Raw genomic sequence first — 14,761 nt, 5'->3', positions numbered from 1 at the left:
ATTTTACCCGAGGAAAAGTAGAAAGACAGGGTAAGAAATGAAATAATCAATATTTTACCCGAGAAAAAGTGGAAAGACAGGGTAAGAAATGAAATAATCAATATTTTACCCGAGGAAAAGTAGAAAGACAGGGTAAGAAATGAAATAATCAATATTTTACCCGAGAAAAAGTAGAAAGACAGGGTAAGAAATGAAATAATCAATATTTTACCCGAGAAAAAGTGGAAAGACAGGGTAAGAAACGTAATAATCATTATCTTACCCAAAGAAAACCAGAAAGATAGGGTAAGAAATGTAATATATATTTTTTTACCCAAGTTACCTGTTAAAATGGTGGCTGCAAAACCGGTATCAAGCTATATGCCCAAACTAGCATTGTCGTACCCTTTACAATGGTAGCCGCGGGTATATAGTCACACATATTCTTGAAAGTAGCCGCCCCTACTGTTCTCGGAATTGGATCCTGAGGCACCTTAACCCAGCCACACCGAAGGTGCTTGCCATTGACGGGTTCTGAGGGAAACGCTAAAATGCTGAATCCGACGGTGAGATAAGATCTACTGTTCCCATCATCCTCACCGTCGGCTCGCAGACTAAAGCGTTTTCCTCAGGTTCAGTCAATGGTGGCGTACGGAGCCAAGCATTTTCCAACAGAGTCAATTACTTACGCATATACAAAGAAAGAGTATTTTGCTTATAGGTTTACTTTTTATATTGGCGTGAACTGGAATAAAACAAATAAGAAAATACAAATAATCCATAAACAGTCAACTTCTTAAGGAATTCTTAAGATTTGCGATAGAAATTCTTAAGATTGAAACAGTTCTATTTACATACAATTTTGGTTGTGATAAAGTGGCAATCGTTGAACGACAAGTTATTAGTTACGAACATTATTTCTGCTCGAAAGAGCAATGGATGATGCGGACAGCGTGTCTAATTCGCTGCTTATGATAGCTTACGCGGCTATGATTCTTGCATCTTCCAAATCTCACAAACATTGAACATACAGGGATGTCTATGACTCCTTCATAAAAGATAGTGTGATGATCACTATAGTTCTTTTGCGCGCTTTTTTGCGTTGTCTAACTGACTCTTAATTTAAGTGTCAGTCTGTATTCCTGTGTGTTTAATGTATTGTCTTTTATTATTGCAAAAACAAAGAAAAAAGTTGTCGAAAGATTTTTCTTTCGACAACTTTTTTTAAAGATTATCAATTGCGTTATTCATTGCTTCGTTGACCTGTGCATCCATCTTCGATGTGATCTCAAGGTGGAGCATGTCAATAACTCTGTTATCTATAGAATATCCCAGTCTGTCAGCAGCCTGTTTAAAATCATCTTTATGCGTAGAAGCGTAGCTTTGACGCATTGTTGCATCAAGTGCTCTGGTAGCCTGCAATGAATTGTAGGCTTTGTCAAACTCTTCTCCAAATTTGCCTTTTGCATCTTCTCCTGCGGTAAGTGAACTTACAGAAGCACTACTTTGTGATAACTGGTTTAAATATTTACTTGTTATTCCATTTGCTGCGGCCAAAAAGTTAAAATCCATTTCCACTTTTCTCCTATAACCTCAATAATGCTTTCATTCTTTTGCCTCATGAAGTTTATCGGATGAAGAACTGAAAATCTGAAGTGGTTAACCTAAAAATATTGCTTTTTGTTATAATACTGATAGTGAATGCCCTTACCATAAATTGAATAATGAGGATAAAAAACTTATAATCAAAAAGTATTATTTAAAAATAAAATGTGATCACAAGGGGAAGATAAGATGAGTCCTAAAATTGCTAATCCGGAAAAATTTGAAGAATCTAAAATGTCAAAGGGAGAACTTAGATATACAGAGCGCAGCAGATGGCTCTTGTTTGGCCTTCCCTGGACTTTTACGAAGTATGAGATAAGAGACAATGACTTTACTATAATCAACGGCTTTTTTACTGTTCGTGAGAATGACTGCTATATGTATAAAATCAGTGATGTGGAGATTACAAGAACGCTTCTGCAGCGCATGGCAGGTCTTTCAACAATTACTTTATTTACGTCCGATGTTACAGACAGGACTATCACTATGAAGAATATAAAGCATGGGCGTGAGATAAAAGACTTCCTTCTTCAGGCTTCGGAAGCTGCAAGAATTAAGAGAAGAACCGTGAGCATGCAGAACATAGGCTTTGGAGCAGGCGATATCCATGACGTTGATGATGCTGATGATCTAAGCGGGCATATAGACGACTAAACTTTTGGATTTTTTTCGCCTTTGATATGTTATAATTATCTGCTTATCTGATTACAGAGAGGAGATTTTAATGGCAAAAGAATTTGATGTGATAATTATAGGTGCGGGTCCAGGAGGTATCTTCTGCGCATATGAACTTATGGAGAAGAGACTTGATCTCAAGGTTCTGATGATAGAAAAGGGCCGCTCTATTGAAAAGAGAAACTGCCCTAAGAGAGTTACCAAGACCTGCGCAGGCTGCAAGCCATGTTCAATTACTACAGGATTTGCGGGAGCAGGAGCTTTTTCTGATGGAAAGCTCTCACTTTCTCCGGATGTTGGAGGAACACTTCCTGAAATTCTTGGGTATGATGAGGCTACAAGGCTTATACATGAATCTGATGAGATATACCTTAAATTTGGTGCAGATACCAGCGTGTATGGCGTTGATAAAGAGGCTGAGCTTCGCGAGATCAGAAGAAAAGCCATTAACGCCAACCTTAAGCTTGTAGAGTGTCCCATAAGACACCTTGGCACTGAGGAGGGATATAAGATATACTCCCGTCTTCAGGAACATATTTTAAGCAAGGGTGTCACAATAGAGTTTAATACAATGGTCAAGGATATCCTTGTGGAGAACGGCGTTGCTACAGGAGTAGTGACAGATAAAGGGGAGACTTTCCTGGCAAAAGAAATTGTGTCTGCTGTCGGAAGAGAGGGCGCAGACTGGTTCAAGGATAAGTGCGAAGAGATTGGAATCGAGACAAAACCTGGAACAGTTGATGTAGGAGTCCGCGTTGAAGTAAGGGATGAGGTAATGCAGTTCCTCAATGAAAATCTTTATGAGGCAAAGCTTATTTACCACACACCAACCTTTGATGATAAGGTGAGAACTTTCTGCACAAATCCTTCCGGTGAAGTTGCTACAGAGTACTACGAGGGCGGTCTTGCAGTAGTTAACGGACATGCCTATAAGGGAAAAGAGTTTAAGACAAACAATACCAACTTTGCACTTTTGGTTTCAAAGAACTTTACAAAGCCCTTTAAAACACCAATCGAATATGGTAAAAAAATAGCAGAGCTTTCAAATATGCTCTGCGGTGGCAAGATACTTGTTCAGACCTATGGCGATTTCAAAAGAGGTCGTAGAACAACAGAGGAGAGACTTTGCAGGAATAATCTGATCCCAACACTTAAGGATGCAGTGCCCGGAGATCTTTCACTTGTATTCCCACACAGGATAATGGTAGATCTTGATGAGATGATCCAGGCTCTTGATAAGGTTACTCCCGGAATTGCTTCAGACGAGACCCTTCTTTATGGTGTAGAGGTTAAGTTCTATTCCAATAAAGTCATTGTAAATAAAGACTTCGAGACCAGCATCAAAGGCCTTCGAGCTATCGGAGACGGAGCAGGCGTTACAAGAGGTCTTCAGCAGGCAAGTGCAAACGGACTTTCTGTTGCCCGCAGTATTATCAGCAGTATGAAATAACAGGCAGACATGATTTTTAGAACACTAAAAAAAAGAAAAGGTAAACTGAATATTTTTTCAGCCACTATTACTCTGATTTTGTCCCTTGCTCTTACCGGATGTGGCACTGACCTTTCAGATGTAAGGCTTGTCTTTACAACAGGTTTTTCCAAGAATGAGGTGTTTACTATCGAGGACAGGAGCTGCAATCTGTCAGAGGCGTTAGTGTACCTGGTAAATACCCAGGAAGGCTATGAAGAGAGCTTTGGAAGTGATATCTGGGGAAAAGAGACAGATGCAGGAACTGTAGAAGACAGGTTAAAGGAATCGGTTCTTGCCAAGATCGCCCAGATAAAGGCAATGAATCTTTTGGCTGAGGAAAATGGAATCTCCCTTGATCAGTCAGAGATAAATCTTTCACTTCAGGCGGCAAATGAGTATTACGGAGGCCTTACGGAAGCTGATATCAAAGCCATGGGCAACGTAACACTTGAAGAAGTGCTTGCTATTTATGAGGAGAGAGCCCTGGCTGATAAGCTCTATGACTACATCATAAGGGACATTAACCCGGAGATAAGTGATGATGAAGCAAGAACCATAACCGTGGAACAGATACTTCTAAAGACCTACACGCTTGATGCTGGTGGAGAGAAGACCCCTGTCAGTGACTCAGAAAAAAATGCAATCTATAGAAACATGAAAAGCATTGTGAGCGAGCTTGAGGAAGGTAGAAGTTTTGAAGAACTCATGGCTCAGTACAATGAGGCTGATGAAGGAACTATTTCTTTTGGAAAGGGCGATATGGAGTCCATTTATGATACTACTGCATTTAATCTGGGAACTGATGAAGTCAGTGATATCATAGAAACCTCAGAGGGTTATGTGATCATCAAATGCATAACAACCTTTAACAGAGAAGAGACTGAGGCTAACAAGGAAAAGATCGTAGCGGAGAGAAAAAGAGAGGTTTTTGGTCAGCAGTATGACGCCTTTGTGGCGACACTGAACAAGCGACTCAACGAGAAATTGTGGAATTCGGTTACTTTAGTGGCTGATGAAGAAGTTTCTACATCCAATTTGATGGAAATATATCAAAAATATTTTAGATAATAGTGCAAATCCCACAGACAAATTATTGTCATGTGGGATTTTTTTGTCTAAATAGTAAAAAATGTGCTTAATAAAGTCAAAATATTCCATTAAATTTCAGTGAACAATCGGATATATTTAAACCATGAAGGGAAGGAAAAAGGGTATGAAAAAATTAGAATATTACCTGGTAACTATGTTGGTTTTATGCGCATCTTTGGTGCTTTTTGGTTGTGGAAAAGCAGCTGAAAAAACTGAGAGCTGGGCGTACATCCATGAACCCGGTGAAGAAATCCTATCCTTTTACGATGACGGAGAAGCTCTTTACAAGGGCGAAAAGTATTCATACTCAAAGGACGACTCGTACATAATGCTGGATGATGATAATGGGGATCATCTTGGACTGCGTTATGTTATGGAAGGCGATACGATGCTTTTGTACGAGAAGTCCACTTATGAGTACGATGGCCAAAAGGATACTGACGGAATTGTTGGTGTCTGGAAACAGGACAACGGATGGGAGTATCAGTTTACTGATGACGGAAAGTTCTCTGAGGAGAATATCTTTTTTGGAAGATATACAGTGGATGAGGAAAACTCCTGCATAAAGCTGATGTATGACGATCCCATAGAGGACGCATACCTTTACTATGAGCTTGATGGGAATAAACTCACTATCGCATATCCATGGCCTATGGTAAAGACAGAGGCTAAAAGTTAAAGAATCTTAAGCTGCATGCGCTTTAGATAAAACAACAATTTAATAAAGGGAGGTATGAAATGCAAAAAAAACGTATTGTTTCAATGTTTATGGCGGGGTTAATGACATTGTCTCTCTTCGGATGTGGAAGTGCTTCTCAGCCAGCTGCTGATACAGGATCAGCTCCGGAGCAGGCTAAGCAGGAAGCTACTACTGAAGCCAAGACAGAAGAGAAGACTGAGGCAGTAACTGAAACTACTTCAGAAGAGCCTATTTCTCTTAACATGTGGTGTATTGCTACAGAGAGTGATTCAAACCGACACTCTTATGAAGCTGCTATCGCTGATATGCAGGCAAATCACCCAGAGATCAACTTTACTTGGGAAGCTTTCGAGAATCAGTCCTACAAGACCAAGATTAAAGCTGCAGTTTCTGCTAATGAGATGCCTGATATCTTCTTTACATGGTCATGTGCATTCCTTGGTGATTTCGTAGAAGCAGGAAAGGTTTATTGCCTTGATGATGCTTATCAGAACTATAAGTCAGAACTTCCAGAGGTTATGCTTGGCAACTCAACTTATGACGGAAAGCACTATGGCGTGCCGCTTACAATGAACATCGTTGGTCTTTTTGCTAACATGGAACTTCTTAAGGAAGTTGGCTACGAAGAGATCCCTGGCACATATGATGAATTCATTGCTTGCTGTGACGCACTTAAAGCAAAGGGAATCATTCCTTTTGGTTGCGCTGGTAAGGAGACATGGTGCGTAACTGAGTACCTCGAGTCAGTTATCGAGAAGAGTGCCGGAGCAGACACACTTAATGATATATTCCTTGGAAAGTCAACATGGAACAATCAGGACGTAGCAGACGCTGTTGATACATTCCAGAGCCTTGTTACTAACGGATATTTCGATCCTTCAGGAATCGGCCTTACAAACGATGAAGTTAAGAACAACTTCATGGCAGGCAAGTATGCATTCTATATGAATGGAACATGGAACTGTGCTGACTTTGCAGCTAATGAAGAGTTCTTCCCTAAGGTAAAAGTAGGTGAGTTCCCTGTTATCAATGCAGATAAGTCAAAGCTTGGACAGCTTATTGGCGGACCTTCAGATACACTTGCAGTTTCAGCATCTTCACCTAATGCAGAAAGAGCTGCTGACTATGCATTCGAGCTTGGTAAGCTCATCTGCCACTATGGATACCTTGATGGATGCGGACTTCCAGCTTGGACACCTTATGGCGATACAAGTTCAGTTAACGAACTTACACAGACTGTAGCAGGAATCGTTGCAGGCGCTGATTCAATGGTTCTTTTCGGCGATACAGCCATGAGCGCAGATTCTGCTAACACATATCTTTCATATGTAGATCAGGTTTATGGCTGCCTTCTTGATGGAAGCCAGTTCATAGAAGGTCTTTCAAAAGATATTCAGTAATACTTTTTCATAACTGGTTTTATAAAGGTCCTTCCTGTTTCCTTACTAAGAGAGAGGGAGGGCCTTTTTTAAAAGGGATATAGGGGAAGGATTTTTTGTATGGAAAAAGAAAAAAACGTAGAGAGGGAGAGAAGAAATAAAGAACTAAAAAAAGCTTTTGCAATCTTTGTATTTTTACTTCCGGGTCTACTTCTTTTTATAAGTATTCTGATAGCTCCTATTGCTGTATCTGTATACAGGAGCTTATATGACTGGAATGGCTTTTCTGAAGGCACATTCATTGGATTGAATAATTACATTGAACTGTTTACAAACGGTTCTATCAAATTTATGACATCTTTGAAAAATTCATTGATTCTGGCATTTTTCTCTGTCTTTGTTCAGCTGCCCTTTGCGCTTTTACTGGCGCTTTTGCTTGGAAGAGGAGCGAGAAGAGAAAGAACTTTCCTGTCAATTTTCTTTATGCCGGTGCTGATCTCTACAGTTGTAATAGGTCAGTTATGGCTTAAGATCTACAATCCGGATTACGGCCTTTTAAACAGATTTCTTGATGCAATAAACATGGGAAATCTAAAGCACGTGTGGGTTGGCGATGTAAAAACTGCTCTTGGAAGTATCATTGTTCCAACGGTGTGGCAGTACATCGGCTATCATATGCTACTTATGTACGCCGGAGTAAAAGGAGTATCCATAGATCTTAGAGAAGCAGCGATGCTTGATGGCGCAACCAAATGGCAGGTTGACAGATACGTTGTCATACCGATAATCAAGCCAATCATAAGAGTAAGCGTTATCTTTGCTGTCACAGGTTCACTCAAGACTTATGACCTTGTAAGGATCCTGACTGAAGGCGGCCCCTTCCAGTCGACAGAGGTTCCAAGCACACTTCTTGAGAACATGCTGTTCCTTAGAAACAGATATGGAATGGGCAGCACGATATCTGTAATGCTAATAATACTGTGCTTTGCCTTTGCACTTCTCATAACAGCAGCATTTAAAGAAAAGGATGATTAAAGATGGAAAGTTACACACTTAAGGAAGAAAAACCTTATCTTAAGGTTATAACAAATATATTTCTGATCATTTGGGCCCTGATCAATATCTTTCCGATTTATTTCATGTTCACTTTTTCGCTTAAGTCAAATGATGAGATATTCGGAAGCAATATCATAGGCCTTCCAAAGAACTGGCTCTGGTCAAACTTTGTAACAGCCATGAACACAGGAAATATGGGACTGTACTTTTTTAACAGCCTTCTTGTGACAACTCTTGCAATAGGGATTTCAATGATGGCAGCCATGATGGCCTGCTATGCGATAACCAGAATCAGATGGAAATTTAGCGGACTTGCAAATGCATTTTTTATGCTGGGACTGACAATCCCGATCCAGGCATCAATCGTGCCTGTTTATGTAGTCTTGTCAAAGCTTCACTGGCTCAATAAGTATTCGACACTGATCGTTCCTTATTCAGCGTTTGCTCTGTCAATGGCAATCCTTATCTGCTCCGGCTTTATGGCTGAAATACCGACAGCCCTTGATGAGGCAGCAAGGATAGATGGATGCGGACTTTTTGGAACATTTTTTAAGATCATACTTCCGCTTATGAAACCTGCGGTATCAACTGTCGGAGTTTATTCATACCTACAGTGCTGGAATGAGTTCATGTTTGCAAACGTATTTATCTCAGATTCAGCTCACAGGACGCTTCCTGTAGGTATAAAGGCACTTTCCGGACAGCATACCACAGAGTGGGGGCCAATCGGTGCAGCCCTTGTAATAGCGACGTTTCCAACCCTTATATTCTATATATTCCTTAGCGGCAAGATACAGGCCAGCTTTATAGCTGGCGCCGTTAAGGGGTAAAAGAAATAAGGATCAGCCCTTATTTATTTTATTTAGTTCATTTGTTTCAATGACTACAAGGAGAGTGGTATCAGAAGTAAGTTTTCTCTGAGGATCAATAAAGCCCCATTTTGTCTGGCTGTTTTTTACAGCGACAACGTTGAGCTTGTATTTCTTTCTGAGATCAAGCTCCAAAAGGCTCTTTCCAATCCAGCTGTCTCTTGGTCTTATTTCAACCATTGAGAGATTTTCATCCAGCTGGAAATAGTCAATGAAAGTATCTGAAATAAGGATTCTTGCAGATTGCAAACCTCCGAAGTCCTCAGGAATGATGATCTTATCTGCTCCGACTTTTTTGAGTATGGAAGACATCCTTTCTGAGGAACTTTTTGCTACAACAAGCGGAACACCGAGTTCCTTGGCAACTGCAACTGACATGATGCTGGCTGACAGATTTCGTCCCATGGCGCAGACAACAATGTCCATGTTTTTTATATCAAGTGACTTTATTTCTTCTTCATTCTCCAGGTCAGCACATATGCCAACAGTGCAAAAGTCTGCCATTTCTTTTATAAGGTCTTCATTTTTGTCAGCAACAAGGACGTCAGCTCCCATTTCATAAAGACTTTTGGCAAGGCTGATTCCGTATCTTCCTAATCCTAAAACTGCAACTGATTTTTTCATTGTCATTCTCCTTTATCCTACGTAGAAATTGCCTTCGATGTATTGAACTGAATTATTTCTGGTTTTTCTTTTTGCAAAAAAGATTGCCATGGAAATGGGGCCGATCCTTCCAAGGTACATGGCTATAATTACGATGATTCGGCCTGCTACATTTAAAGTCGTTGTAACATTTCTGGAAAGACCAACTGTTGCAGATGCGCTGACTATCTCAAAAAGAGCATCTGTGACTCCAAGTGACGTATCTGTTGACATTAGTAAGAGGGTGAACAGCACAACTGTAAAGGAACTGACAGCTACGATAACAGTGGCTTTTCGCATAAGTTCATAGGAAACTTTTCTATTAAACACAAGATCTTTATCATCGTTTTTTATGTAATTAACAACATTTAGAACCGCCAAAAAGAAAGTTACAGTCTTGACTCCGCCGGCTGTACCTACAGGTGAGCCACCTATAAACATAAGAATATAAGCCATAATACAGGACAGGTCAGTCATGGATTTTTGTGAAAAACTGGCAAATCCGGCTGTTCTTAGAGTTATTGATTCAAAAAAACTGTTCATGATCTTTTGAGAAAGCGGCATGTTTCCTAAGGTTTCGGGATTGTTATACTCAAATGCCAAAATAGATACTGCTCCAAGGACAATGAGGATAAATGTCAGGGAAAGAACAAGTTTTGTGTGTTCGGACAGTCTTTTCCATATAAGCTTTGGAGAGTATCTGTTTTTGACTCCATTCACTATGCCTGAAGAAAGGTCAAACCAGACTACATAGCCAAGGCCTCCTAAAACGATAAGTGCCATTGTTGTGAAAAGGACAAGCGAGTTGGAATTGAAAACACCCATACTTGTAGGTCCGACAATGTCCATACCTGCGTTACAAAAGGCAGAAACAGAATTAAAGATAGCTGCCCATAGACCTTTTGGGAATCCAAGGAGAGGTACGAAACTGAAGGAATAAAGAATTGCTCCAAGCAGTTCAACAATAATGGTCCCTCGCATAATGCGGACAAGTATTCTTAAAACTCCTGAGCGTTCATTCAGGTTAAGGGCATCTGTAAGAACGATCCTTTGACCCATTGAGAATTTTTTTCTTGTGACCAGCATGAACAAAGATGCAACAGTGATGATACCAAGGCCACCGATCTGGGCGAGGATAAGGATAATAACCTGTCCAAAAACGCTCCAGTGGCTGTAGGTATCTACTACAACAAGTCCGGTAACACATACAGATGTGGTTGCTGTAAAAAGAGCTGTAAGGAAATCTGTGGTGTTTCCTGGCGCCGTTGATATAGGAAGGAACAAAAGAATTGCTCCAATTAGTATGGCTCCCAAAAAGCTAAGGGGTATCAGATGTTCTGATGAAAAACTCCACTTTTTCAAAAATAAGTCCTCCCGAAAAAAATGCGTCGTCAAATCATTATACTTCCTTGGTTTTTGCTTAACAAGCGCAGATACTTTCAGGGAGAAATCGGTTATAATGAATATGGGTGTTAGTTTTAGAGGTATTTGGGGATATTGGGGAATGAAATTAAGCATAATAAGTAAAAACATAAAGCAAAATACACTTTCTTTTAGCCTTAAAAGGCTGATCTTTGGGATAGTTCTTGTTGCTGCCATCGTATTTGTGTTTTCAACATATGTAATCACAAAGCAGGAGCAAAAAGACTACGCCACCAGAGATTCTGAAAATGTTCTTAAGACACTTTCAAGTAACATTAGTTCCGATATTCAGAAATATACATCTCTTTCGAGACTTATAATGATAGATGACAGGGTTCTGACTTTTTTAAGGGCAAAAATGCTCTCTGTAGATATCAGTATGATAAACGACGCAAGATATGGAGTTATGGACATTCTGAACGTAACAGAGGGCGTGGATAGTGTCATGATCTTCAGAGAAGACCTGATCATGCTGGCAACTAACCGGTTTACCTATCATTATGACTATGGACTTATGAACAGTGAAGAATGGAAAGGTGATATATATGAAGGTCTTGGCAGAGTAGTGGTTTCCCTTAACAGTAACGGTATAGCGACCAAGCAGGACGGACGCCCTGTTGTCACCATTGGAAGAGCAATATATGACATTGACACTCAGAAAAGAACCGGAATTCTGATGATGAATATTTCCTCTCTGGTATTTGAGAGAATGCTGGCAAGCCTTAGTTATGACAACATCTGCATCATGGGAAGTGATGGGACTTTTCTTGCAGGAAATAAAAGCTATGTGAACTTTTTTGATAATAAATTCGTAAGTACGTCTATAAGGCATGAGGACGTTTTTATAGACGGTGAAAGAGAACTCTTGTCGGGATGCCTTGTGAATGGCCTTCCTATAGTCATTCTGAGGGTTTCACCCTACGGTACAGAGGGAATTCCCTTTAGAATGCTGTATATTCTGTTGTTCTTGATGATAGTGTTCATTATTCTTGCATTTTTCGTCGGGACATTTATCAGAAAGACTATAACAGATCCAATCTTTGAATTGTCCAATTCCATGGAGACAAACAGGCAGTCGGGAGAGCTTAAGAAAATAAATGTAGAAGTGCCTTACAGTGAGCTTGATATGCTTCAGGGCGACTACAACGGCATGATCGATCATGTTAATGACCTTATTGATAAGCTCATGGAAAAAGAAAAGACTCTTCAGAGGGCAGAGATGCGAGTTTTGCAGGAGCAGATAAAGCCACATTTTCTTTATAATTCAATCGAGACCATTGGCTTTATGGCTATGGACGCAGGAGCTGGAAATGTCCATGACGCCCTTGAAACTCTTGGCAGCTTTTACAGGAACTTTTTGAGTAAGGGCGACAGGGCAATCCCACTTTCAAGGGAAGTATGGATCGTTAAGGATTATCTTTCTCTTCAAAAGCTAAGATATGGCGACATATTGGATGATGAGTATGACATAGCTGAAAATACTCAGGAAGTTGTGGTTCCAAAGCTTATTTTGCAGCCCCTTGTGGAAAACAGTATATATCATGGTATACGTTTGAAGGGCGAAAGAGGTAAAATAAAGATAAGCAGCAGACTTCAGGATGGAAATCTGCACATTATCGTACATGATACCGGAATAGGTATGAGCCAGGAAAAAATAGATCAGATCCTTTCTCTTGAGAGGAAGGATAAAAATGACCTTGATACCGAGAGCTTTGGTCTTTGGGGGACTATAGAGCGAATAAGGTATTATACCGGAAAAGAGGATGTTGTCAGTATAAAGAGTGAAATTGGGGAATATACTGAAATTGAATTTGTAATTCCGGCCACGAGCTGACCTTTTTTTCAGGGGATTGGACATTAGTTTTTTGACAATATAGGGGTTTGATGTTTCAGGGAGAGGTTATTATGGGGAATGTGTACAGAGTTATGGTAATTGACGATGAAGAATCGGCTAGAAAACTTATGAAGGCAGCGATTGATTACGAGAGCCTTGGAATGGAGGTTGTTGGAGAGGCAGCAAGTGGCATTGAAGCCATAAATGTAATTGATGAGATAAGGCCGGATATAGCATTTGTCGATATCGCCATGCCTTTTATGGATGGAATAGAGTTCACTCAGATCGCTACTGCAAGATATCCGAATCTTATCATTATAATAATGACGGCATTTGATCAGTTTGAGTATGCCAGAAAATGTGTGAGTCTTCCTGTGTTTGACTATATGCTTAAACCTATGGTCAGAGCGGAGGTTACAAAGGTTCTTGAAAGGGCAAAAGAAAAGCTTGATGCATCAAGGCATAATCTGGGGCATAAGAACGGCTTTGAAAGAGATGCTGAAAGCGATGATTTTGATGAGTCTTTTGATGATGATGGACTTTCGGGAGAGATCAATTCCACTGAGCTTATAGAAAAGTATGTTATGGAGAACTTCACGGATCCCAAGCTTAATCTTACTTTCATCGCTCAGAACTTTGGCTTTAGTGCAAGCTACCTGTCTCGTAAGTTTAAGGCTGACACCGGGAAAAATTTTGCCAAATATCTCACGGACCTTCGAATGAAAAAGGCTCTTCGCTATGCAGAGCTTGGCTATAAGATGTATAGAACGGCAGGAGAAGTGGGAATTCCTGATCCTAACTATTTTAGCAGGTGTTTTAAAAAATATACCGGCATGAGCTATTCAGACTATGTACTTGAGAAGAGTTCATGAGGGATAGCCCGGATATTTCAACACGTAATTGCAGATTTAATAGTAGACGCGATTATGATAAAATATAAATAATAATCAGATAGTTGCAACTGTGTTTTATGTGAAGAAGGAGACGCCTATGAATGAGCAGATGAAAAAGATTGGCAGAGGAATGGGAATCAGAATGGGAATTCTTATGAGCTTTTGTCTGGCCCTTACCGGGACGCTAAGTTCAGGGCATTTTACGCCTGTTGGATTTCTTTTAAGTTTCGTTGTCAGTGCGATCATTAGTATTATCATTGGCTTTGTGGTCCCTGTAGGTAAAATAACCGGTGATGCTTGCCGCAAGGCAGGATTTAATCAGGAAACCATAAAAGAGCGCCTGTTAAGCAGTCTTATTTCAAATCTTATTTATACGCCACTTATGACTTTTGTAATGGTACTACTTGCATATACTATGGCCATGAAACAAAGCGGCGGGATGGCGCAGCTTTCATTTCTTCCAATGTTTCTTCATTCTCTTGTCATTTGCTTTATAGTTGGATACATTCTTATTTTTATACTTCAGCCACTTTTTATGAAACAGCTTTTGAAAAAATATCGTCCTTGACCAGAATTGACAAAATTCATTTTGATTCGTATAAATGGATAACTAATGATACTTAGTTTTATTGTCTATCGCTATTATTGGTTTGTGCCAGGTTGAGAAAGAGAATACTTCGTATGAGTATGGAGGGTAGGAAAATGGCTGAGAATAAAAATGTAAGAATGGAAATAACAGATGAGTATCTTGAGGATGTAATTGGCGGTGCTAAGCGCAAGGGAAACTGCCCCAAAGGCGGAGATCATGAGTTTGTGAAGACCGATGTTAAGGTCTTGAAAAAAACTGTTCTAAAATGCAAAAAGTGTGGCAAACGAATGGCATCAAAATAAAATGATAAGCTGTGAAAAGTTGATTATTTTTTTTGTAGCTAATAATGAGGTTTTACGTTGTAGATTAGGGAGAGAAGACAGAGGGACGGTTCTTTTGACTTATTGCTTACAATAAGTCAAAAGAACCGTCCCTCTGTCTTCTCTCCCTAATCTCTACAACTTAAATAACTTGGAGATAACCTTAGCTTGCTTTACTCCTTGGGATCACGTAAGGGTCTCCGGTCTCAGGATCAATGATAATGGAACTGTCCATTCC

Annotated in this window: 14 protein-coding genes; 11 read left to right on the top strand and 3 right to left on the bottom strand. The window is 40.0% G+C overall.

The window, feature by feature from the left end; genetic code table 11:
* Window positions 1–1,203: 1,203 nt before the first annotated feature.
* Window positions 1,204–1,551, bottom strand: a complete 348-nt coding sequence (locus tag E7303_RS12615) for a hypothetical protein (RefSeq protein WP_292145686.1) — start codon at window positions 1,549–1,551, stop codon at window positions 1,204–1,206.
* A gap of 222 nt (window positions 1,552–1,773) precedes the next feature.
* On the opposite strand from E7303_RS12615, the gene E7303_RS12610 reads away from it, so the two are divergent.
* From E7303_RS12610 to E7303_RS12580, 7 genes are all read left to right on the top strand, one after another.
* Complete coding sequence (locus tag E7303_RS12610) at window positions 1,774–2,238, top strand: PH domain-containing protein (RefSeq protein ID WP_292145685.1); 465 nt, start codon at window positions 1,774–1,776, stop codon at window positions 2,236–2,238.
* 37 nt (window positions 2,239–2,275) lie between these two features.
* Entirely contained in the window at window positions 2,276–3,709 is a 1,434-nt protein-coding gene (locus E7303_RS12605; RefSeq protein ID WP_292145687.1) for an NAD(P)/FAD-dependent oxidoreductase, read from the top strand.
* Between the two features lie 9 nt (window positions 3,710–3,718).
* Window positions 3,719–4,798, top strand: a complete 1,080-nt coding sequence (locus tag E7303_RS12600; RefSeq protein WP_292145684.1) for a peptidylprolyl isomerase — start codon at window positions 3,719–3,721, stop codon at window positions 4,796–4,798.
* 145 nt (window positions 4,799–4,943) lie between these two features.
* Window positions 4,944–5,498 (top strand): hypothetical protein, encoded by a 555-nt coding sequence (locus E7303_RS12595; RefSeq protein WP_292145683.1) that lies wholly within the window; start codon window positions 4,944–4,946, stop codon window positions 5,496–5,498.
* A gap of 59 nt (window positions 5,499–5,557) precedes the next feature.
* Window positions 5,558–6,919, top strand: a complete 1,362-nt coding sequence (locus E7303_RS12590; RefSeq protein ID WP_292145682.1) for an ABC transporter substrate-binding protein — start codon at window positions 5,558–5,560, stop codon at window positions 6,917–6,919.
* Between the two features lie 99 nt (window positions 6,920–7,018).
* A complete protein-coding gene (locus E7303_RS12585; RefSeq protein WP_292145681.1) occupies window positions 7,019–7,933 on the top strand; it encodes a carbohydrate ABC transporter permease in 915 nt (304 codons plus the stop codon).
* Window positions 7,934–7,935: 2 nt separating this feature from the next.
* Window positions 7,936–8,784: a carbohydrate ABC transporter permease gene (locus tag E7303_RS12580; protein WP_292145680.1), complete on the top strand. Its 849-nt coding sequence runs from the start codon at window positions 7,936–7,938 to the stop codon at window positions 8,782–8,784.
* Window positions 8,785–8,796: 12 nt separating this feature from the next.
* On the opposite strand, the gene E7303_RS12575 is transcribed toward E7303_RS12580, so the two are convergent.
* Window positions 8,797–9,447, bottom strand: a complete 651-nt coding sequence (locus E7303_RS12575; RefSeq protein WP_292145679.1) for a potassium channel family protein — start codon at window positions 9,445–9,447, stop codon at window positions 8,797–8,799.
* Window positions 9,448–9,459: 12 nt separating this feature from the next.
* Window positions 9,460–10,827: a TrkH family potassium uptake protein gene (locus tag E7303_RS12570; RefSeq protein ID WP_292145678.1), complete on the bottom strand. Its 1,368-nt coding sequence runs from the start codon at window positions 10,825–10,827 to the stop codon at window positions 9,460–9,462.
* A gap of 142 nt (window positions 10,828–10,969) precedes the next feature.
* Between E7303_RS12570 and E7303_RS12565 the strand changes: the two genes are divergently transcribed.
* From E7303_RS12565 to E7303_RS12550, 4 genes are all read left to right on the top strand, one after another.
* Window positions 10,970–12,721 (top strand): cache domain-containing sensor histidine kinase, encoded by a 1,752-nt coding sequence (locus E7303_RS12565; RefSeq protein ID WP_292145677.1) that lies wholly within the window; start codon window positions 10,970–10,972, stop codon window positions 12,719–12,721.
* Window positions 12,722–12,792: 71 nt separating this feature from the next.
* Window positions 12,793–13,593 (top strand): response regulator transcription factor, encoded by an 801-nt coding sequence (locus E7303_RS12560; protein WP_292145676.1) that lies wholly within the window; start codon window positions 12,793–12,795, stop codon window positions 13,591–13,593.
* Between the two features lie 118 nt (window positions 13,594–13,711).
* On the top strand, window positions 13,712–14,182 hold the full coding sequence (locus E7303_RS12555; RefSeq protein WP_292145674.1) for a hypothetical protein: 471 nt from the start codon (window positions 13,712–13,714) through the stop codon (window positions 14,180–14,182).
* Between the two features lie 134 nt (window positions 14,183–14,316).
* The gene (locus E7303_RS12550) at window positions 14,317–14,505 is read left to right on the top strand and encodes a hypothetical protein (RefSeq protein ID WP_292145673.1); all 189 of its coding nucleotides are present in this window, start codon (window positions 14,317–14,319) and stop codon (window positions 14,503–14,505) included.
* Window positions 14,506–14,761 lie beyond the last annotated feature (256 nt).

It is taken from the genome of Butyrivibrio sp. (assembly GCF_015056685.1).
Taxonomy (GTDB): domain Bacteria; phylum Bacillota; class Clostridia; order Lachnospirales; family Lachnospiraceae; genus Butyrivibrio.
Note: the sequence above shows the minus strand (reverse complement) of the source record. Positions and strands in the feature narration are given on the sequence as shown.

What these genes read in the sequence shown, in the direction of transcription:
- E7303_RS12560 (WP_292145676.1), top strand. Translation starts at nt 12,793, where the DNA reads ATGGGGAATGTGTACAGAGTTATGGTAATTGACGATGAAGAATCGGCT.
- E7303_RS12610 (WP_292145685.1), top strand. Translation starts at nt 1,774, where the DNA reads ATGAGTCCTAAAATTGCTAATCCGGAAAAATTTGAAGAATCTAAAATG.
- E7303_RS12575 (WP_292145679.1), bottom strand. Translation starts at nt 9,447, where the DNA reads ATGAAAAAATCAGTTGCAGTTTTAGGATTAGGAAGATACGGAATCAGC.
- E7303_RS12585 (WP_292145681.1), top strand. Translation starts at nt 7,019, where the DNA reads ATGGAAAAAGAAAAAAACGTAGAGAGGGAGAGAAGAAATAAAGAACTA.
- E7303_RS12590 (WP_292145682.1), top strand. Translation starts at nt 5,558, where the DNA reads ATGCAAAAAAAACGTATTGTTTCAATGTTTATGGCGGGGTTAATGACA.
- E7303_RS12550 (WP_292145673.1), top strand. Translation starts at nt 14,317, where the DNA reads ATGGCTGAGAATAAAAATGTAAGAATGGAAATAACAGATGAGTATCTT.
- E7303_RS12555 (WP_292145674.1), top strand. Translation starts at nt 13,712, where the DNA reads ATGAATGAGCAGATGAAAAAGATTGGCAGAGGAATGGGAATCAGAATG.
- E7303_RS12580 (WP_292145680.1), top strand. Translation starts at nt 7,936, where the DNA reads ATGGAAAGTTACACACTTAAGGAAGAAAAACCTTATCTTAAGGTTATA.
- E7303_RS12565 (WP_292145677.1), top strand. Translation starts at nt 10,970, where the DNA reads ATGAAATTAAGCATAATAAGTAAAAACATAAAGCAAAATACACTTTCT.
- E7303_RS12600 (WP_292145684.1), top strand. Translation starts at nt 3,719, where the DNA reads ATGATTTTTAGAACACTAAAAAAAAGAAAAGGTAAACTGAATATTTTT.
- E7303_RS12615 (WP_292145686.1), bottom strand. Translation starts at nt 1,551, where the DNA reads ATGGATTTTAACTTTTTGGCCGCAGCAAATGGAATAACAAGTAAATAT.
- E7303_RS12595 (WP_292145683.1), top strand. Translation starts at nt 4,944, where the DNA reads ATGAAAAAATTAGAATATTACCTGGTAACTATGTTGGTTTTATGCGCA.